Source organism: Solwaraspora sp. WMMD791, assembly GCF_029581195.1.
In the GTDB taxonomy this organism is placed as follows: Bacteria; Actinomycetota; Actinomycetes; order Mycobacteriales; family Micromonosporaceae; genus Micromonospora_E.
The window spans coordinates 733326-753583 of the sequence record NZ_CP120737.1 but is presented as its reverse complement, the minus strand read 5'-3'; the positions used below and the strand labels follow the sequence as shown (position 1 = coordinate 753583).

13 protein-coding genes are annotated in these 20258 nt (G+C 71.8%); 7 read left to right on the top strand and 6 right to left on the bottom strand.

Going from position 1 to position 20258, the window contains the following annotated elements; all coding sequences use genetic code 11:
* Positions 1–102 precede the first annotated feature (102 nt).
* Together O7623_RS03225 and O7623_RS03220 are read right to left on the bottom strand one after the other, a co-directional pair.
* Entirely contained in the window at positions 103–1221 is a 1119-nt protein-coding gene (locus tag O7623_RS03225; RefSeq protein ID WP_282227089.1) for a Gfo/Idh/MocA family oxidoreductase, read from the bottom strand.
* On the bottom strand, positions 1191–1901 hold the full coding sequence (locus O7623_RS03220) for a ThuA domain-containing protein (protein ID WP_282227088.1): 711 nt from the start codon (positions 1899–1901) through the stop codon (positions 1191–1193). Before O7623_RS03220 ends, O7623_RS03225 begins: the two co-directional genes overlap by 31 nt.
* 190 nt (positions 1902–2091) lie before the next feature.
* On the opposite strand from O7623_RS03220, the gene O7623_RS03215 reads away from it, so the two are divergent.
* Both O7623_RS03215 and O7623_RS03210 read left to right on the top strand, forming a co-directional pair.
* On the top strand, positions 2092–2922 hold the full coding sequence (locus O7623_RS03215; protein WP_282227087.1) for an alpha/beta fold hydrolase: 831 nt from the start codon (positions 2092–2094) through the stop codon (positions 2920–2922).
* Positions 2923–3081: 159 nt separating this feature from the next.
* Positions 3082–4446, top strand: coding sequence for a tetratricopeptide repeat protein (locus O7623_RS03210; RefSeq protein WP_282227086.1), 1365 nt, complete (start codon positions 3082–3084; stop codon positions 4444–4446).
* Here the strand turns inward: O7623_RS03210 and O7623_RS03205 are convergent.
* Positions 4418–4564 carry a hypothetical protein gene (locus O7623_RS03205; RefSeq protein ID WP_282227085.1) on the bottom strand — a complete coding sequence of 49 codons (147 nt, stop codon included), beginning with the start codon at positions 4562–4564 and terminating at the stop codon, positions 4418–4420. The genes O7623_RS03210 and O7623_RS03205 overlap by 29 nt on opposite strands.
* 76 nt (positions 4565–4640) lie before the next feature.
* Positions 4641–5633: a WYL domain-containing protein gene (locus tag O7623_RS03200; RefSeq protein ID WP_282227084.1), complete on the bottom strand. Its 993-nt coding sequence runs from the start codon at positions 5631–5633 to the stop codon at positions 4641–4643.
* A gap of 63 nt (positions 5634–5696) precedes the next feature.
* Between O7623_RS03200 and O7623_RS03195 the strand changes: the two genes are divergently transcribed.
* The 5 genes from O7623_RS03195 to O7623_RS03175 all read left to right on the top strand — a co-directional run bounded on the left by O7623_RS03195 (position 5697) and on the right by O7623_RS03175 (position 19338).
* The gene (locus O7623_RS03195; RefSeq protein WP_282227083.1) at positions 5697–6629 is read left to right on the top strand and encodes an alpha/beta hydrolase; all 933 of its coding nucleotides are present in this window, start codon (positions 5697–5699) and stop codon (positions 6627–6629) included.
* A 304-nt stretch (positions 6630–6933) separates the two neighbouring features.
* Positions 6934–8184, top strand: coding sequence for an MFS transporter (locus tag O7623_RS03190; protein WP_282227082.1), 1251 nt, complete (start codon positions 6934–6936; stop codon positions 8182–8184).
* Complete coding sequence (locus O7623_RS03185) at positions 8181–17186, top strand: MupA/Atu3671 family FMN-dependent luciferase-like monooxygenase (RefSeq protein WP_282227081.1); 9006 nt, start codon at positions 8181–8183, stop codon at positions 17184–17186. Before O7623_RS03190 ends, O7623_RS03185 begins: the two co-directional genes overlap by 4 nt.
* On the top strand, positions 17183–18688 hold the full coding sequence (locus tag O7623_RS03180) for a condensation domain-containing protein (RefSeq protein ID WP_282227080.1): 1506 nt from the start codon (positions 17183–17185) through the stop codon (positions 18686–18688). The genes O7623_RS03185 and O7623_RS03180 overlap by 4 nt, the downstream gene beginning before the upstream one ends.
* Positions 18685–19338, top strand: a complete 654-nt coding sequence (locus O7623_RS03175; protein WP_282227079.1) for an NAD(P)H-dependent oxidoreductase — start codon at positions 18685–18687, stop codon at positions 19336–19338. Before O7623_RS03180 ends, O7623_RS03175 begins: the two co-directional genes overlap by 4 nt.
* Here O7623_RS03175 and O7623_RS03170 read toward each other — a convergent pair.
* Positions 19284–19829 carry a hypothetical protein gene (locus O7623_RS03170; protein ID WP_282227078.1) on the bottom strand — a complete coding sequence of 182 codons (546 nt, stop codon included), beginning with the start codon at positions 19827–19829 and terminating at the stop codon, positions 19284–19286. The two genes, O7623_RS03175 and O7623_RS03170, sit on opposite strands and share 55 nt — an antisense overlap.
* Positions 19819–20211, bottom strand: coding sequence for a carboxymuconolactone decarboxylase family protein (locus tag O7623_RS03165; RefSeq protein WP_282227077.1), 393 nt, complete (start codon positions 20209–20211; stop codon positions 19819–19821). The genes O7623_RS03170 and O7623_RS03165 overlap by 11 nt, the downstream gene beginning before the upstream one ends.
* Positions 20212–20258 lie beyond the last annotated feature (47 nt).

Sequence of the window (20258 nt, the reverse complement as noted above, 5' to 3'; positions counted from 1 at the left end):
TCGACACCCTCAGCTCAGAACCGACCCCTCGACACCCGCAGAACCGACACCGGCGGTCCCCGGTTGACCACCTGCCCCGCACCACCAGCGGCGCCAGCGTCCTCAGTGCCCGGACGACGGGGCTGACAGCCAGTCCTCGGCCGGGGTGAACGGGACAGGCATCGGACGGTCGACCGCCGTCGTCAACTCGATCCGCCGGCCCTCGGCAGCCGACCGGAGCAGCGCGGTCATGATGTCGAGTACGTGCAGCGCGAGCTCGCCGCTGGCCCGTGGCGGACACGTCTGGTCAGCCCGGATCAGGTCGATCAGCCCGATCCCCCGGGCGGCGGCGACGTAACCGGCCCGTGGTGCGAGGGCGCGCCAGCCGGGGCCGTCGAGCGCGAGGTGGCGGACCTCGCCGTCGAAGGTGTTCGGATCGGGTACGGCGAGGGTGCCGTCCTCCCCGTGCACCTCGATCGGCGCGGCCGTCGTCGCGACACCGTCGAAGCTGGTCGTGAGGGTGGTCAGGGCACCACCCACGTGTTCCAGCACACCGGTCACGTGGGTGGGCACCTCGACCGGAATCCGCTGCCCGAGGCGAGGTCCCGAACCGATGACCCGGGCGTCGCGCAGCCGGCTGGCCGCCCCGATCACCGCCCGGACCGGACCGAGCAGGTGGATCAGCGCCGAGATGTAGTACGGCCCCATGTCCATCAGCGGACCGCCGCCCGGGGCGTAGTAGAAGTCGGGTTCGGGGTGCCAGCGCTCGTGCCCCGGGGTGACCATGACGGCCGACGCGGAGAGCGGGCGCCCGATCAGTCCACCGTCGATCGCCGCGCGGGCGGTCTGCGTACCGGTGCCCAGGACGGTGTCCGGCGCGCACCCGACGTGGACGCCGGCCGACGCGGCCCGGTCGATGATCGACCGGCCCTGTGGGAACGTGACGGTGAGCGGCTTCTCGACGTAGACGTTGCGGCCGGCGGTGATCGCCGCGCCCGAGATCTCTTCGTGTGCCGCCGGGATCGTCAGGTTGAGCACCGTCGCCACGTCGGGGTGGTGCAGCAGTCGCTCGACGCTCACCGCCTCGGCGCCCGGGATCCTGGCGGCGGCGGCGACGGCCCGGGCCGCGTCCAGGTCGGCCACCGCGACGACGCGCACGGCTGGATGGTCGGCGAGCGTGTCCAGGTACGCGCGGGAGATGACCCCGAGACCTACGACGCCGATGCCGTGCGGGTCGCCCACACCATCCCCCTTTCGATGACGGTACGCACACCCGGGTGCTCCAGCACGTCGAGGCTGTGTCCGGGAGTCGTCACGACGATCCGCCCGGCACCCCAGTTGCGGGTCCAGATCGCCGGCGAGGTGACCGGACGGTGCCACGGATGCCACGTCCGCGTCGGGTGGGTGGTGGTGGCCAGCACCTCGATCAGATCGTCGTGCAGCACCCAGTACTGCTCGGTGACCAGGTCGAAGTCCTCGATCCCGGCGGTGATCGGATGGTCCCGGCCCAGGTCGGTGATCGTGATCGAGTGTGGCAGGAAGTTGTCCTTCTCGCCGCCGCTGCGGTCACACGGCTGGATGCCGGGGTGGGTGGCGAACTGGCCGCCCACCAGGTGCAGGTAGTCCGAACAGGCACGGAACGAGTCGACGATGCCGCCGTGCCAGCCGGTGAAACCGGTCCCGGCCACGATCGCCGCGGCCAGACCCGCCACCTGCTCCGTGGTGATCTGTGACATCGTCACGCATTGCACGACGAGGTCGGTGGCGGCCAGTTCGGCGGCGTCGGCGTAGATCTCCGTCGACTCCTCCACCCGTACCGCGTATCCGCTGCGTTCCAGGAACGGGATGAACAGCTCCGTCGCCTCGACCGGCCGGTGTCCTTCCCACCCGCCCCGGACCACCAGGGCTCTGCGCCGCTCCACGCCCACTCCCTCCCCGGTCCGCCGTCTTGGGCAACCGCTGCCGCCCGTGCCGACACCCGCTTGCGACCATCGACCACCGTACCTGGCCGGCCCCCTCCTGGAGCCCTCCCGCCTCTCGGCCGGCACGGCCCTGTCCCACCTGACGGCGCTTCGTCCCATTCGTCCGCTCAGCGGGTAGGGTCAGCGCACTATGGAGCACTGGAAGCTAACCCAAGCGTACGAAAGCGACGCCGGACAGGTCCGGTGGGACCGGTTCGGTGATGCGGCGGCACCGCCTGTCGTACTGTTGCACGGCACTCCCTTCTCCTCCTACGTCTGGCGGCACGTCGTCCGGGCACTGACCCCACGCCACCAGGTCTACGTATGGGACATGCCCGGCTACGGCTCGTCGGAGATGGCCCCGGGCCAGGATGTCTCGCTCGCCTCCCAGGGCCGCACCTTCGCCGCGTTGCTGGCTCACTGGGAACTGACCGAACCGACGGTGGTCGCCCATGACTTCGGCGGAGCCACCGCGTTACGGGCGATGCTGCTGCACGGCGCACGGTACCGACGGCTCGCCCTGGTGGACGCGGTCGCTCTCGGCGGTTGGGGCTCGCCGTTCTTCCGGCTCGTCCAGCGACACGCCGAGGTGTTCAGCGCGCTGCCGTCCGCCCTGCACCGGGCGCTCGTACGGGAGTACGTCAGCTCGGCCACCGCAGGCGGGCTACTACCGGACACGCTGGAACAGCTCGTGCGGCCCTGGCTCGGAGACACCGGCCAAGCCGGCTTCTACCGCCAGATCGCACAGGCCGACCAGGCACACACCGCCGAGATCGAGCACCGCTTCGGCGAGGTCGCCATCCCGGTACTCGTCTGCTGGGGAACCGAGGACCGGTGGATTCCCGCGGCCGAGGGCCGCCAGTTGGCACGGCGGTTCCCGACGGCGTCCCTGCGACTGATCCCGCAGGCCGGTCACCTGCTACAGGAGGACGCGCCGGCGGAGCTCACCGCCGCCCTGCTCGACTTCGTCCGGGAAGGCTGACCATGGGCGGCGTCGGGAGTCGCCGCGGTGCGAACGGCTCCCGGCGCCCGGGCAACGCCTGCGGCACCGGCGGATAGACAGCGGACAGGTCATCGATACGCCCCGGGTCGGACTCTTGGTCACACCAGCGGACCGACCCGATTCGAGAGGGCGATTGCGATGAGAGTGCAGGACCTCGCCGTGGCCGAGCGCAGCTCGCCGGCGCCGGTGACCGCGCCGAACGACGCGCAACCGTGGGTCTCGGCGCAGCCGGAGCGCGGACTCGATGCCGGCTGGTCGAGGTCCGCCGACGCCGGAGTGCACGCCCGGTACCGACTCCACGATCTGGTACGGGTCTTCGCCCGGGAGTTGCTCAACTCGCACGTACCGGCTGCGGAGCGAGCAGCCGCGATGGAGCGGTATCTGCGGTGCCTGCTGTTCCTGGCCCGGGCCGCCCACCGCCGGGAGTACGGCGGTGACTACACCGTCCTGTACTCCGCGGTGGATCTATGGGAGCTTCCGCAACACCTGGTGGAGTCGCTACTCGCCGACCCGATCGAATGGCTCGCGTCGGAGCATGCCGGCCTGGTCGCCAGCGTCCGGATCGCCGCCGATCTACGGATCAGTGATCTCTGCTGGAATCTCGCCGTCGCCGCAGTGACGTTGTTCGAGGCGAAACTGCACCGCGAAGACTGGCTCCACACGCATGAAGTCGCGCTGGAGACCACCATCCGGCACGGCGACGGGTACGGGGAGGCGGCGGTGCGCTGCTCGCGCGCTGGTCTGGCGCTGATCGAGCAACGGCTCCAGGACGCCGAGAGCGACCTGTCACGGGCATTGACCTGGTTCGAGGGCACCGACGATCAACGCGGCCGGGGGTTGGCCCTGCGGAGCCTGGCCTCGATCGACCGCCTGCGTGGACGGGAGGACCGCGCCGAGTCGCGGTATCTGCGCGCCCTGCCGGACCTGCGTACCGCTGGTGACCGGGTGGCCGAGGCGCATGTGCTCATCAACCTCGCCCAGCTGCGCACCGACCGCGCGGAACCCGAGGAGTGCGAGCGGCTGCTACGCGCTGCCCTGACGATCTGCACCGATGTCGGGGCCCGTCGGGTCGCGGCCCAGGCACGGCACCGGCTGGGTCAGTTCTATCTCGCCCGGGGCGAGTACGAGCAGGCGGAGGCGCAGTTCACCGAGGTGCTGGAGACCACCACGACGACCGACGATCCGGTTGGCAAGGTCTACGCCTGGCTGGGGATCGGCGCGGTACGAATCCAGCGCGGGCAGCTCGATCAGGCCCGGGACGCACTCACCGAAGTGCTCGGACAGACCCGTCGTACCGGAAATCGTCTGGTCGAAGGGCGGGCGATTCTGATGCTGGCGGAGCTGGCGCTGCGGCACGGCGATCAGCCGACTGTGCGGCGGCGGTTGGTGGACGCCGAGGAGGCGTTCGCCGAGATCGGCGCGCAGCGGTGGCTGGAGCGGGTGAACGACCTGCGACGACAGCTCACGGAGCCGGTCAGTCCCACGGCGTGTCACCCGACGTGAGCGGGGCGGCCAGAGCGGGCGGGCCGGCGGTGGTCTTCCCGGCCTCCGGCCCGGTCACGACGGCGGTGAGCGCGAGCATGGCCGCGACAGCGGCGACTACTACCTTGTTGACCGTCATTGGAGGTTCCTTCCCTTCCGACGTCCGACCCTCGGCGCCGCTGTCATCAGGAAACAGGGGAAGGCATACAGGGAACCTATCTTCCGCCTATCAGGCGGGGCAGCCTCGGACTTCGAGCGGTTCCGCCGTATCGCTCGACGAGTGCGGTGCCGATCGCGGCCAACTGGTCCCGCACACCGGCGGGGCCGGTAACCTCCAGCCATTCGACCTGCCAGGCGAGCTCGCCGGCGAGCGAGGACTCGCTGTAGCCCCGGATCACGACCTCGATGCGGCCGTCGGCCGTGGGGCCGCCCACCTCGAGCCGGTCGCCGAGCGCCATCCGGAGCGTGCCGATCCCGTCGGGTGCGCAGACCGCCCGGATCTCGACGGGCATCCGCCGGCGGTCGACCTCGTCGGCGATCTCCCGCCAGCTCCCGGCGAGGTCGAAGTCCGCCGGCCGGTGCACCGGATCGTCGGTCGGGTCGACGGACGACACCCGGTCGATCCGGAAGGTCCGCCGGCCGGCCCCGGTGGTGGCGACGAGGTACCACCACGGGCGCTTGGCGACGACGCCCAGCGGGTGGACGGTCCGCTCGGTCACGGTGCCGGTGCTGTCGACGTAGCCGAGCCGCACCTGGACGCCCCGGATCACCGCGTCCTGGAGTTCGTCGAGGAAGCGAGGCGGTGGGCGGTCGACCCGGCTCGCCCCCCATCGTCGCGGGTCGACGGCGATCGACGACGCCGCCGCCTCGGCCTGCGCCCGGAAGGGCTCCGGCAGGGCGCGGACGAGTTTGCGCAGCGCTGATCGCACGGCCGGGGTCGTGGCCGAGGCCGGGCCGGCGACCAGGAACAGCGCGCGGGCCTCGCTCGCGGTCAACCCGGACAGGTCGGTACGGGCCCCGCCCACGAGGCGCCAGCCACCGCCTCGGCCCTGCGTGGCGTACACGGGCACCCCGGCCATGGCCAGGGCGTCGAGGTCGCGGCGGGCGGTGCGTTCGGAGACCTCCAACTCCCGGGCGACCTCCGCCGCCGTGACCTGCTCGCGCTGCTGCAACAGCAGGAGTACGGCCACCAGCCGGTCGGTGCGCATGCGCCCAAGATTGTCAGATAAACCGGTCATGAGGTGACCGGTTTCGGTGCGCAAGATGGCGGCATGAACTTCCCCGAACCCAGTCTTGTCCCCGTCAACGGCGTCAAGCTCGAAGTCTTCGAAGCCGGCCGGCGCAACGCCGGAAAGCCGATCGTGCTCTGTCACGGCTGGCCGGAGCATGCCTACTCCTGGCGCCATCAGATGCCGGCCCTGGCAGCGGCGGGCTACCACGTCATCGTCCCGAACCAGCGCGGCTACGGCAATTCGTCGCGCCCGACCGAGGTGACCGACTACGACATCGCCCACCTGTCGGGCGACCTCGTCGCACTTCTCGATCACTACGGGTACGACGATGCCACCTTCGTCGGTCACGACTGGGGTGCGATGGTCGTCTGGGGGCTGACCCTGCTGCATCCGGACCGGGTGAACAAGGTGATCAACCTGAGCCTGCCGTACCAGGAGCGCGGCGAAACCCCCTGGATCGAGCTGATGGAGGCCATCCGCGGCGCCGACTTCTACTTCGTCCACTTCAACCGACAGCCGGGCGTCGCGGACGCCGTGTTCGACGAGAACACCTTCCAGTTCCTCCGCAACCTGTACCGGAAGAACGTGCCGCTGATGGAACCTCAGCCCGGCATGGCGTTCATCGACCTGGCCAGGGCGGAAGCGCCACTCGGTGAGCCGGTGATGAGCGACAGCGAACTGGCCGTCTTCGTCGCCGCCTTCGAGTCGTCCGGGTTCACCGGCAGCATCAACTGGTACCGCAACCTTGACCGCAACTGGCACCTGCTGGCGGACGTCGACCCGATCATCCGACAGCCCACACTGATGATCTACGGCGACCGGGACACGATCGCGAAGTCCGACCGACTGGCGGAGTTCGTGCCCAACGTGGACGTTGCCACCCTGGACTGCGGCCACTGGATTCAGCAGGAGAAGCCGGAGGAGACCACCCGAGCGATCCTGACCTGGCTGGAGCGGCTGGAAGCCAGGTAAGGTCTCGGCACCGTTGGCCCCCTTGTTCGCGGGGTCGACGGTGCCGACGACCACCCACGACACCGCCCGTCCCGCCGTCATCCACAGTGGTTCTTGATCAGATCGACGCCGTCCCATACCCTGACGGGCGGTAGTCATCATGTGACCGCACGCCAACGGCGACCACCGTCCTTGGGGGGCACAGCTTGCCGCACCCACTCCGCTCTGCAGGCCGGCCCCCACGACACAGGTCGGCGGCACCTGACGTACCTGCCGGGCGCCCGTGACGGTCACGGAGCACGATCCGGTCCGGACGGACACCGGGATGCGGTACTTCCGGTTCCTGGTGGTCGGCAACGCGGTCTCGGCGTACGGCACCTACCTGGACATGATCGCGCTCAGTCTGTTCGCGTACTCGCTGACCGGCAGCGCGCTGCAGACCGGCCTGTTCCTTGCACTACGCCTGGGCACCAGTGTCCTCAGCGGATTCGGTGCCGGTAGCCTGGCTTCCCGGTTCGACCGCAAACGGCTCATGGTGACGTCCGACGTCACCCAGGCGGTCGCCCTGGTCGTCCTGGTCGTCGCGCCGGCCACCGCGCAGGTCGGCCTGCTGTACGCCGTCGCGGTCGTCACCGGTGCCGGCGCCACCGTCACCAGCGTCGCGCTGCGCAGCAGCATCCCCGAGATCGTCGGCCACGACCAGCGGGTGCGGGCCAACGCGCTGCTCGCCACCGGCCGGTCGCTGGCGATGGTCGCCGGGTTCGCCTCGGCTGGCGTACTGGTCTCCACGGTCGGCTACACCGGCGCGTTCCTCATCGACGCCGGGGCGTTCCTCTTCTCGGCCGCGGTCCTGGCGCGGCTGCCGATCACCACCCGCAGCGTACGTCCGGCGGCGGCCACCACCGGCGCGCCCCAGCCATCCGTACCGGCGTCCGGGCCGGCCGACGCGCCGCAGCGGCCCGGGCTTCTCGCGGAGCAGCTGACGGCCCTGCGCTACCTTCGGCTGACCCCGATCCTGCTCGCACTGGTCAGCCTGCGCGCCGTCGACGCGTTCGGCTCGGCCTCGCACAACGTCGGCCTACCGGTGCTGTCCACTCTGCTCGACCCACAGCATCCAGCCGCGTTCATGTCGCAGTTCTGGGCCATCTGGGCGATCGGCAACATCATCGCGCAACGCGCGGTCGCCCGCTGGGCCAGGCGCACCGGTCGGACCATCAACGAGCGCGCGTTCGCCGCCGGCGCGGCGATCATGTCGGTGGCGTTCATCCTCGCCTTCACCGCGCCGCCGCTCCCGCTGGCCGCCCTGGCCGCCCTGGCCGCCGGCATCGCCGACGGCTTCACCGAGATCGCCTACACCACCCGGCTCCAGGCCGCACCGGACGATCAGCGCGGGTACGTCTTCGGGTTCTCGGCCACCGCGGAGAACCTCGGCTTCGGCGTCGGCATGGTCGCCTGCTCCTTTCTGCTGGAGCGGCTCAGCCCGTTGACCGTGGTCACCGTGTTCCACGGAGTGGCGGTGCTGTTGGCAACGGCGTTCCTGGCCGTGCTGTGGACCCGCCGGCGGGCACCGGCATGAGCATGCCGACGCGCGGGGGCGCCGACGACCGACGGATCGCCATCATCGGTATGGCGTTACGGCTACCTGGCGCGGACACGCCGCAGGCGTACTGGCGCAACATCCGCGACGGCGTGACCAGCGTACGGCGGTTCAGCCCGACCGAGCTGGCCAGCGCCGGGGTGCCGGCCGAGCTGCGTGAGTCACCGGACTTCGTCGCCGTCAGCGGCGTGCTCGACGACATCGACTCGTTCGACGCGGAGTTCTTCGGGATGAGCGCGCAGGAGGCGCGCACCGTCGATCCGCAGCACCGGCTGTTCCTGCAGACCTGCTACCACGCGCTGGAGAACGGCGGATACGCGGGCGCGCGACCCGACGCGAGGGTGGGCATCTTCGCCGGGGTCGGATACCACCTGTATCCGCTGAACACGTACCTGCGCAACAACCTGCCGACCGCCCGCTGGGACGGTGACTTCGGCCCGGCGTTCCAGGTGGCCCTGGGCAACTTCAACGACTTCGCCGCCACCCGGGTCGCGTACCGGCTCGGCCTGACCGGTCCGGCGGTCACCGTACAGAGTGGCTGCTCGACGGCCCTGGTGGCGGTGCACCTGGCCGGACAGGCGTTGCTCGCCGGCGACGCCGACCTGGCCCTGGCCGGCGCCTCGGCGGTGCACACCCCGCAGATCCTGGGCTACCGCCACGTAAAGGGCACCATCCTGTCGCGGTCCGGCCGGTGTCGGGCGTTCGACGCGTCGTCCGACGGCACCGTCGGCGGCAACGGGGTCGCGGCGGTGCTGCTCAAGCGGTACGACCGGGCGGTCGCCGACGGCGACACCATCCACGCGGTGATCCTGGGCGGCGGCGTCAACAACGACGGTGCCACGAAGACCAGCTACGCCGCACCGAGCGCCGCCGGGCAGCGCGACGCCATCCTGCGCGCGTTCGACGTCGCCGGGGTCTCCCCCGAGACGATCGGCTACCTGGAGGCCCACGGCACCGGCACCTACAAGGGTGACCCGATCGAGTTCGACGCCATGACCTCGGCCTACCGCCGGCACACCGACCGGACCGGCTACTGCGCGATCGGTTCGGCGAAGCCGGCCATCGGGCACCTGGACGCCTGCGCCGGTCTGGCCGGCCTGATCAAGGCGGTGCTGGTGCTGCAGCACGGGCAGATTCCGCCGTTGGTCGGGTTCGAGCGCCCCAACCCGGCGTTGGACCTGGCGGCCAGCCCCTTCGTCATCCCGACCGCAGTGCGTGACTGGCCCGACCTGCCAGGCCCGCGTCGGGCGGGGGTGACCGCGCTGGCGGTCGGCGGCACCAACGTCCACCTTATCCTGGAGGCACCACCACCGGCAGGGACACCGCCACCGCCACCGGCAGAACCGGTGGCGGTGCCGCTGTCGGCGCACCACCCGGACAGCCTGCACACACTCGCCCGGCGGCTGCGCGACCACCTGCTGGCCGATCCCGAGCTCGATCCGGCCGACCTCGCCACCACCGCCGCGCTCGGCCGGCCGCACCTGCCGCACCGGCTCGTCGTGACCGGCGCGACGCCGACGGCGCTCGCACAGGCGCTGGACGACCACCTCGCCGCACCGCAGCGGCACCGTCCGGCGCGGGTGGCGGCCGGGTCGGCACCGGGCCCGGTGGCCCCGGTCCTGGTCTACGGCGGGCAGGGCACCTCGTACGCCGGCATGGCAGCTCCGCTCTACCGGAAGTACCCGCAGGTACGGGAGGTGCTCGACGCCTGCGAGGCGTACCAGCGCCGCACCGGCGGGCCGTCGGTGCTGACGCCACTGCTCGCCACCGCCGCCGACGGCGACGACCGGATCTGGCCGGCCGACGTGGCGCAGCCGGCGCTGTTCGCGTTCCAGGCCGCGCTGACCCGGCTGTGGCACACGCTCGGGGTGGCGCCGCGGCTCGTCGCCGGCCACAGCATCGGCGAGTACGCTGCCCTGGCGGCGGCCGGTGCGCTGTCGGTCGAGGACGGCCTGCGGCTGACCGGGTTGCGCGGACGGTTGATGCGCGAGCACACCGCGCCCGGGGGGATGGTCGCGGTCTTCGCCAGCCGTGCCGCGGTCGACGAACTGCTCGCCACCGATGGACGGCTCGACCTGGCCGCGACCAACGCGCCCGAGCAGCAGGTCGTCGCCGGGCCGGTCGAGGCGATCGACGCCGCGTGCACGCTGCTGGACCGCCTCGGGTGGCGCTGGCAGCGACTCGCCGTCGACCGCGCCTTCCACTCGGCGCTGCTCGACCCGATCCTGCACCGGCTGGGTGAGGCGGCTGAGGCGGTCGGGTGGCGACCCTTGCAGACGCCGCTGGTCAGCAGCGTGGACGGAGCCGTGCTGCCGGTGGGGCACCGGCCGGATCCGGCGTACCTGGTGCGGCAGACCCGGCTACCGGTCCGGTTCGACCTGGTCACGGCCGCGGTCGCCGCCGCGGCAGCCGACGGGTCGGACCCTGGGGCACCGACCGGTGTGCCGGTGCTGGAGGTCGGGCCGCATCCGGGCCTGGTCGGGTTGCTGCGCCGCGCCCTGCCCGGATCGCCGGTGCTCGCCGCGCAGCGCCGGGGCGCGGAGCTCGACCAGCACCTCGACAGCTGCGCCCAGCTGTACGCACACGGGGTCGACCTGGACTGGGAAGCGCTGCTCGGCGCCGGGCGCGCACGCAGGATACCGCTGCCCGCCTACCCGTTCCAGCGACGGATCCACTGGACCGGACCGCCGCTGGCACGAACCGAACCTGGAGGGTCGATGGTCGACACTGACACCGCCCGCGACGCTGGCTCCGCGATCTCCGACGGACCGACCGCGCCGGACCTCGCGCCGGTGGTCGAGCGGGTACGCGAGATCATTGCCCGGCACCTCGGCTGCGCGTCGGACGACATCGTCGTCGACCGCCCGTTCGTCGAGATGGGTGCCGACTCACTCGCCATGATCAACGCGCTGCGGGAGTTCGAGGGCGAGTTCGGTATCCGGCTCGCCATGCGCGAACTGTTCGAGGAAGCCGACACCGCGGGCAAGCTGTCCCGCCTGATCCTGTCCCGTCGGGCCCCGGCCGCCGAACCAGCTGCGGCTGACCCACCGGCACCGACGTCGCCACCGGCACCACCACCGCGACAGGCGGCGGCGCCCAGCGTCGACGTGCACGGGCCCAGGGTGGTCGTGGCGCACGACGCCGGTCAGGTCGGGGCCCTCGCCGGCGACCGCGCTCAGGCCCACCTCGACGACCTGCGGCAACGGTTCGTGGCAAAGACCCGGCGGTCCAAGGAGATCGCCCAGCGCTACCGCGGTGTGCTGGCCGACAGCCGGGCGGTGGTCGGCTTCCGCAGCGCCACGAAGGAGATGCTGTACCCGATCGCCGGCCAGCGCGCCAAGGGCGCGTGGCTGGAGGACGTGGACGGCAACCGGTACATCGACATCACGATGGGCTTCGGGGTACTCCTGTTCGGCCACGAGCCGGACTTCGTCGCCGACGCGGTCCGCGAACACCTGTCCCGGGGGATCCAGCTCGGACCCCGCAGCGTCGACACGGGTGAGGCCGCGCGGCTGTTGAGCGAGCTGACCGGGATGCCGCGCGTGGCGTTCGCCAACTCCGGCACCGAGGCCAACTCGGCCGCGATCCGACTCGCCAGGGCCGCCACCGGACGCGACACGATCGTCACGTTCCACGGGTCGTACCACGGGCATGCCGACAACGTGCTCGGCCGCTCGGTCGGGACCGGAGCGGACCGGAGCACTGTCGCGGTCAGCACCGGCATCCCGGCCAGTGCCGTCGCGGACCTGGTCGTGCTCGACTACGGCGTACCGGAGAGCCTGCAGGTGATCGAGGCGCTCGGCGAACGGCTCGCCGCCGTCGTGGTCGAGCCGGTGCAGAGCCGGCACCCGTCGCTGCAGCCGACGGAGTTCCTGCGCCGACTCCGCGACATCACCCAGCGGTACGGCATCGTGCTGATGTTCGACGAGATGCTGACCGGGTTCCGACCCCATCCGCGTGGCGCCCAGGGCCTGTTCGGCGTGACGCCGGACCTCGCCACGTACGGCAAGCTGCTCGGTGGCGGCTTCCCGATCGGGGCGATCGCCGGACGCGCCGACATCATGGACGGCGTCGACGGCGGCTTCTGGCGCTACGGCGACGACAGCCGACCGCAGCGGGAGACGACCTTCTTCGGCGGCACCTACATCCAGCACCCGGTGTCCATGGCCGCCGCCCGCGCGGTGCTGACCCGGTTGACCGCGCACAGCCCACGACTGCAGCAGGAGCTCAACGCCCGGACCGACCGGCTCGTCAACACACTGAACTCCTTCTTCACCGAGGAGGAGTACCCGCTGCGGCTCGGCCACGTCGGCTCGCAGTTCCGCTTCGAACACCACGCCGACCTCGAGCTTCTCTACCACCACCTGCTGCTCAAGGGCGTGTACGTCTGGGAGTGGCGCAACTTCTTCCTCTCCACCGCGCACACCGACGACGACGTCGACACGGTGATCGAGGCGGTGCGCGACTCGCTGCGTCAGATGCGCGCCGACGGGCTGCTCCCCCGCCCGCCCGGTGCCGCCGTACCCGCGCCGAGATCGGCAGGCACCTCCCTACCCGGGCCGACGGCGCGAACCGAACCGACGACGAGTGTCGTCGCGGCGGGCGGCCCCGAATCGGCGAGTGGTACCGCGCTCCGGGCACCGGACTTCAGTGTGTACTTCTTCGGGGACTATCCGCCGGGCTCGGAGGCCGCCGACCCGTACGAGCTGATCGTCGACACGGCCCGCTTCGCCGACCAGCACGGATTCCACGCGCTGTGGATACCCGAGCGTCACTTCCACTCCTTCGGTGGGGTGTTCCCCAACCCGGTGGTGCTGGCCGCGGCGCTGGCCCGCGAGACGAGTCGGATCCGGTTGCACGCCGGATCGGTGGTCCTGCCGCTGCACGATCCGATCCGGGTCACCGAGGAATGGGCGATGGTCGACCGGCTCTCCGGTGGCCGGGTCGGTATCGGCTGCGCGCCCGGCTGGCACGCGGGCGACTTCGTCCTCGCGCCCGAGCACTTCGGCACCCACCGCGACGTGATGTACCGCCACCTCGACCAGGTACGCCGACTGTGGCGCGGGGAGGCGGTCGAACGCCGCAGCGGCACCGGCGAACCGGTCGAGGTCCGCACCCTGCCCCGCCCCGTGCAGGCGACGCCGCCGATGTTCGTCGCCGTGGTGGGCAACCCGGAGTCGTACCAGCGGGCCGCCGAACACGACCTCGGCGTGGTCACCAACCTGATGAGCCAGTCGGTGGAGCAGCTGGCCGACAACATCCGGCGCTACCGTAAGACCCGCGCCGCGCACGGGCTCGACCCGGACGGTGGCCGGGTGGTCGTCCTCGTGCACACCTACCTCGGTGCGGACTCGGCCCGAGCGCGGGCCGAGGCGTTCGCGCCGTTGCAGGCGTACCTGCGGTCCTCGTTGTCGCTGTTCGGGCAGCTGACCAACAGCCTCGGACTCCGGGTGGACCTCGACAACGCCGACGCCGACGACCTGGACTACGTGTTCCGGCGCGCCTACGACCGGTACTGCGAGGCGCGGGCGCTGATCGGTTCGCCGGACGACGGCGCCCGGCTGATCGAGGCGCTGACCGCCGCCGGGGTCGACGAGGTGGCCGCGTTGGTCGACTTCGGTGCCTCCCCCGAACAGGTACGGGCGGGCCTGCCGTATCTGGACCGGCTACGCGCCAGCTACCAGATCTCGGTCGGCCAGGCGGCGGCCCGTGCCGCCCCGGCCGCCCGCGATGTCCTCCCGGACCGGTCCGGGCCGGTGTCACGCGGGCAGGCGCGGATGTGGTTCCTCGAACGGTTGCATCCGGGCCAGGGCACCTACAACGAGCCCATCGCCGTACGGCTCGACGGGCCACTGGACGTGCCGGCGCTGCGGGCCGCACTGGACCAGCTGGTGGCCCGGCATCCGGCGCTGCGTACCGTGTTCCCGCAACGCGACGGCGAACCGGTCCAGGTCGTGCGTGGCTCGGGCGTGGTGGAGCTCACCGTCGAGGAACACAACGGCCGTGACGAGGACGAGGCCGTCCGTCAGGTGCTGGCCGACGAGGTCCGCCGGGTGTTCGACCTCGCCCGTGGCCCGCTGCTGGTGACCCGGTTGCTGCGCTGGTCGCCCGAGCGGCACGTGCTCGTGCTGTCGCTGCACCACATCGTGGTCGACGCGGCCTCGATGACGGTGCTTGCCCGGGACCTGTCCGCGTCGTACCGGGCCGCGCTCGACGGCCGACCCGCCGAGCTGCCGGAACTCACCGTGGACTGCCTGGACCTGGCCCGTCGGGAAGCGGACGCCGACGGCGGTCCACGCGACGAGCAGGCCGGCCTGGCCTACTGGCGGGAGCGGCTGGCCGGGGAGCTGCCGGTGCTGGACCTGCCGACCGACCGGCCGCGACCGCCGGTACGGTCCGGCGCCGGCGCGTCGGTCCGCCGCCGGCTCGACCCGCGCCTGTCCGGGCTGCTGAGCCGGCTCAGCGGCGCACACCGGAGCACCCTGTTCATGACGATGCTCGCCGGGTACGCGGCCACCCTGCGCCGGTTCACCCGCAGCGACCAGCTGATCGTGGGGACGCCGGTGTCGGTCCGGCCCTCCGGTGCCGAGAACGTGGTCGGGTTCTTCCTCAACACGGTCGCCCTGCGACTGGACCTGTCCGGCGATCCGACCTTCGCCGACCTGCTCACGCAGGTCCGCGACACCGCCCTGGACGCGTACAGCCACGCCCACGTACCGTTCGACGCCGTCGTCGGTGCGGTGAGCCCGGACCGTGACCCCAGCCGGACCCCGGTCTTCCAGACCATCGTGGAGTTCGACAACAGCGGCGACCCGCTCCCGCTCGACCTGCCCCAGGTGACCGCCCGCACCCTGGCACACCGGGCCGAACGGGCGGTGACCGACCTGGCGCTCTACGTCACCAACCACCCCGACGGCATCGACTGCCGGCTGGAGTACAGCACCGACGTGTTCGCGGCGGACAGCGCCGAACGACTGCTGTCGTACCTGGTCGCGACCCTGGCCGCCGCCGTCGAGCAGCCCGACGCGCGGATCTCGGTGCTGGCCGGCGTCCTCGACACCGACCGGGACTTCCTGGCTACCCGGAGCGTAGGACGGCACCGCGACCTGCCGCCCGGCGGCGTGCACGACGCGGTGCGGCAGTGGGCGGTCCGCACCCCACAGGCGGTCGCGGTGATCGGCGGCGGCACAGTGCTGACCTACCGGCAACTCGACGAGCAGGCCAGCGTGCTGGCGCACCGGCTGGCCCGGCACGGCGTCGCCGTGGGCGACATCGTGGCGCTGTGGCTGCCCCGGTCGCCGGAGTTCATCGTGGCCGCCCTGGCGGTGCTGCGCGCCGGTGCCGCGTACCTGCCGTTGGATCCGTCCCTCGACGGCCGGCAGGTGCGCTTCATGGTCTCGGACAGCGCCGTCCGGGTGGTGCTGGCCACCGGAGCTGACGCGGCACCGGACCTGCCCGACGGGGTGCACCTGCTGCGGGTCGACGAATCCGGCGACGGGTACGGCGACCCTGGCCGCGTGGCGGACGATCCGGACGCGGCCTGCTATCTCATGTACACCTCCGGCTCGACCGGCCGGCCCAAGGGGGTGGTGATCACTCACCGCGGCGTGTCGAACCTGTGCCGGTGGTACCGCGACGAGCTGGCGCTGACCGCCGACGACCGTGGCGCCGTGGTGTGTGGGCAGAGCTTCGACGCCTCGATGCTGGAGATCTGGCCGATGCTGCAGGTCGGCGCGAGCCTGACGATCGCCGACGACGCCGTACGGCTGGACTCGATGGCGCTGGCGCGCTGGCTACGTACCGCCGGGGTCAGCGTCGCGATGCTGCCCACGCCGATCGGGGAAGGCCTGCTCTCGCTGCCCGTCGCGGCCCAGCCCCGGCTGCGCCACCTCACCGTCGGCGGCCAGCAGCTGCGGGTACGCCCACAGCCCGGGGTGCCGTACGTCGTGCGCAACGTGTACGGACCGACCGAGACGACGGTCATCGCCACGTCCGAGGTGGTGGCGCAGGCGTCGGCCGGGGCCGACGGACCGATTCCGATCGGCCGGCCATTGGACAACGTCCGCGTCGAGGTCCGCGACGAGTGGGGCAACCTGGCCCCGGTCGGTGCCGTCGGTGAGCTGTTCATCGGCGGCGCCGGGGTGGGTCGCGGCTACCTGAACCGGCCCGAACTGACCGCGCAGCGGTTCGTCGACGACCCGGCTGGCGGCCCCGGTTCCCGCTGCTACCGCACCGGTGACCTGGTGCGGTGGACCGCCGATGGAGCGCTGGTGTTCCTCGGACGCACCGACGACCAGGTCAAGATCAGGGGGAACCGGGTCGAACCAGGCGAGACGTCGGCGGTGCTGCGCGGGCTGGACCTGGTGGCCGACGGCGTCGTGGTGGCCCGGCGGGACCGGCACGACGAGGCATACCTCGCCGGGTACGTCGTGCCCGCGCCGGGCGTGGCTCACGACGGGTTGGCCGACCGGCTCGTCGCCGCGCTGGCCCGCCAACTGCCCGACGTGCTGATTCCCCGGACATGGGCGGTACTGTCCGCGCTGCCGCAGACCGGCAACAACAAGGTCGACCACGCCGGGCTGCCGGAACCGACGATCCGCACCGGCATGCCCGCGCCACTGACGCCGCAGCCGACACCACCGCCGCCAGCCCCGCCGGCAGCCGCAGGCGAACCGGCCGGTGACGCGCTGGCCGAGACGGTACGGGCGCTGTGGGCCGCCGAGCTCGACCAGGATCCCCGCCGCATCGACCACGAGGTGTCCTTCTTCACCCTCGGCGGACACTCGATCAACGCGATGCGCCTGCTCAACCGGGTACGCGAGGCCATGGCGGTGGACTATCCGGCGTTGGAGTTCTTCCGCGCGCCGACCATCGCCGCGATGGTCGGCCGACTTCGCGGCACCGTCACGGCCGCGCTGCCGGCCCTCGTACGTGCCGCCGTCGACGACGACTCCACCCACCGGGTACGGGGCGCGCTGTGACCTTCGACGAACTGCTGGAGTACCTCGCCGTACACGACGTGCGGCTCACCGGCACCGGCGACGTCCTGCACTACGACGCCCCGGCCGCCGCGATGGGTGCGGAGCTGGTCACCGCGCTGCGGTCGTACAAAGGCGAGCTGTTGCGCTGGCTCGCCGCACCGGCGGACGAACGCGAGGTGACGCGGGCGCCGCTGTCGGCCCAGCAGGAGCGGGTGATGGAGGTCGCCGGGCGCAGCGCGCACCCCGCCAGCTGGAACGTCGGGCTGCGGGTGGAGTTGCTCGGTGACCTCGATGTCGCCGCGCTGGACGCCGCACTCGACGGCCTCGTCGCCCGGCACCACGCGCTACGCACCCGGCTGACCTGCGACGGCGGTATCTGGACCCAGCGGATCCTCGCCCACCGGTCGGTTCCGCTGCCCGTCGTGGAGCTGACCGCGCTGGCGCCGGACACGGCGCGGTGCCGGGCCGGGGCGGTCTGCCAGGAGTTGGTGGCGTCGGCGTTCACGTTGGCGCACGAGGCACCGGTACGGTACACCCTGATCCGGCTCGCGCCGGGCGAGTCCTGGCTGGTCCTGGTCCTGCACCACGTCGCCTGCGACGGCCGGGCGGTCACCGTGCTGCTGCGCGAGCTGGCGGTCGGGTACCGCACCGCGCGCGACCACGGCTCGCCGGACTTCGGCCCACCCGCCACCGCCCAGTGCACCGACTACGCACGTTGGCAGCAGGGCCAGTGGGACGAGTCGACCCGGCGTCGACGGCTCGCCTACTGGGCCGAGCACCTCGGCGACGGGCCGCTGGCGCTGGAGCTGCCGTTCGACCGCCCCGCACCGCGACAGCCGAGTGGGCAGGCCGCCACCTGCCGGTTCGAGATCCCCCGGCCGGTGCGACTCGCCGTCGAGGCGCTCGCCCGCGAGCGGGGCGTCACGGTGACCGCGGTGACCGCGGCAGCGTTGGCGCTCCTGCTCGCCCGGCTCAGCGGGCAGCCCGACGTCACCCTGTCGATGCCGTACGCCAACCGGTCACCACAGGCGTACGAGGACACCGTCACGGTGCTGGCGACGGCGTTGCCGGTGCGGATCCGTACGGCCGCCGCCGTGACGTTCGCCCAACTGGTCGGTCAGGCCGCCGACGGCCTGTTCGCCGGCATCGACAACCTGCTGCCCACGGCCTGGATCTACCGGCAGGTTCCCGTGCCGGCAGCCGGCTCCGCGCCGAGCGCGATGGGGGTGAGCTTCGCGTTCCAGAACACTCTCGACACGGACGTCGCACTGCCCGGGCTGACCGTACGGGTCCACGACCTGCCGACCGGTGCGGCCCGGTCGGTGCTGGTGATCGCCCTGGTGCCCGGCCCGGGCGGGATCGACGGCTATCTGGAGTACCCGGTGGACCGGCTCGCCGACGGCACCGCCCGCCGCTGGATGACCGGGTACGTCGACCTGCTGGCCACGGCGTGCGGCGGCGCGCACCGTCCGCTCGCCGAGCTGAGGAGGTCACTGGTGTGAAGATCGTCGCCTTGTCCTGCACACAGAAGCGGCTTCCGTCGCTGACCGACGCGCTGCTCGAGGCGGCGGTCACCGGCGTCGTCCGGGAGGTGCGCGACGCGCGGATCCAGCGCATCCGGTTGATCGACCACCGCATCGCCATGTGCGAGGGCGAGGACACCTGCCTGGATCCCGAGGTGGGCCGGTGCACGCTCGACGACGACTTCGAGCAGGTCGTGGAGCTCGCCGCAGGTGCGCAGGCGATGCTGCTCGCCATGCCGGTGTACGCGGGGAACGTGCCGGCGGTGCTGAAGATCTTCCAGGAGCGGTTGAAGAGCTTCATGAACGCCGAGCACCGCCCGTTCGGCAACCTGCTGGTGGGGACGATCGTGCACTCGCGCACGATGCTGACCGAGCCGGCACTGGGCTCGTTGTTCCCGTGGTACCTACGGCTGCGGAACAGGAACGTGGCGTCGGCGTGCTTCACCCAGAACGAGCATGCGGACCTGACCCGCACCGCCGCGGTCGACCTGTGTGTGGCCGTGGGCCGGCAGGTCGGCATGACGCTCGACGCACGCCGGTCACCGGCGGCCGGCCGCACCGTGCTGCCGGTGGTTCAGGCACCGGTCCGGCCCCGGTGCGGTGACCCGGCCGGGCCGTCCTCCCCCTGACCCGGGGAGTTCGGGGACTCCGCCCGCCAGGTGCATCCGTCACCGGCCTGTTCGCACGACACCGTCACCTCCGGTTCCACGTACCGGGCGGCGATCGCGGTGTTGAGCTGCTGGCAGTACGGGCACGGTGACGAGAACGTCAGGACGACGCCGGCGCGGGCGGCCCGCTTGCGGTAGCGCAGGATTCCACAGTCGGCGTTGCGCAGAACGATGCCCGAGGGCTCGGGCTCGCTGGTCACCGCCGAGTCGTACAGCTGCAGCTGACGATGCAGCCGGATCATGAAGTGATCGGTGGCGGACACCCCGGCGGGCCGTTGCGATTGCAGCAGGTCGGCGGTGATGCGGGAGTTCGCCTGGATCCACGCCGCCAACCCGTCGTCGCCGTACTCGGCCAGGATGAACTCCTCGGCGGCGGCCTGGGCTTCGAAGAACCGCTGGCGCCACAGGTCGACCTTCTCCGCCGGGTCGAGGGGGGACGGTTCATTGGTCATGGTCGGCGTCCCTGTCGGTGGCGCCGTCCAACTCGGCGAAGACCTCCTGGGCGACGCGCAGGCCGTTGTTGGCGACCGGCCAGCCGCCGTAGTAGGCGAGTTGGATGATGACTTCGACGATCTTCTCCCGCGTCATCCCGAGGTGCAGGGCAGCGCCGATGTGTCCACGCAACTCCCAGTCGGTCCGTGCCAGGGTGACCGCGGTCAGCGCGACCAGTTCACGCTCCTCGACGCTCAGGTGCGGGCGGGTCCAGATCTCGCCGAACAAGTGGTCGACGGTGATCTGCAGGAACTCCGGATAGGAACCTGGGCGCGGTTCGCGGCCGAATACCTGATGGAACATGGCCTCGCCCCGCTCGCGTCGGGCGGACGGCTGGTTCATCGATCAGCTCCTCGGTGTAGGCCCGGACGACGGCGGCCGGGCCGGGT